1 pseudogene is annotated in these 399 nt (G+C 80.5%); it reads right to left on the bottom strand.

The features are described 5' to 3' along the window. Positions 1–399 (bottom strand): annotated as a pseudogene (locus tag ACVMLK_RS21355) (hypothetical protein); the annotation flags it as partial.

The following is a 399-nucleotide window of genomic DNA, read 5'->3' as shown; positions in this document are numbered from 1 at the left end:
CGGCGACCGGAGCCTCCTCCCCCGCCTTCTCCCCGGCCGCATCCGCGGCGGCCGGCACCGGCTCGACACCGATCGGCGCGACCGCGGCGGGCGTCACCTCCGCGGCCACCGCCGGCACATCGGGCGCGGCGGCGGGAGGCGACACGGGCTCCGGCGGCACCGGAGCGACCGGAGCGACCTCGGCCGTCACCGCCTCCATCGCCGGGGCGGGACCACGCTCGGCGGCCTCCTCGGCGGCGGCCATGGCGTCGAAGATGTCGTCCAGCGTGCCGGCGAAGGGATCGGCCGGCGTCGGCCCGGCATAGCGGGCCTGCACCTGCGCCTCGCCCTCGGCACCGCCGCGCGGCCGGTTGCTGCGACGGCCACGGCGGCGCAGCCGGCGCTCCGTCTCGTCCGGCC

It is taken from the genome of Teichococcus aerofrigidensis (assembly GCF_054073225.1).
This window is presented reverse-complemented; position numbering and strand designations above follow the sequence as displayed.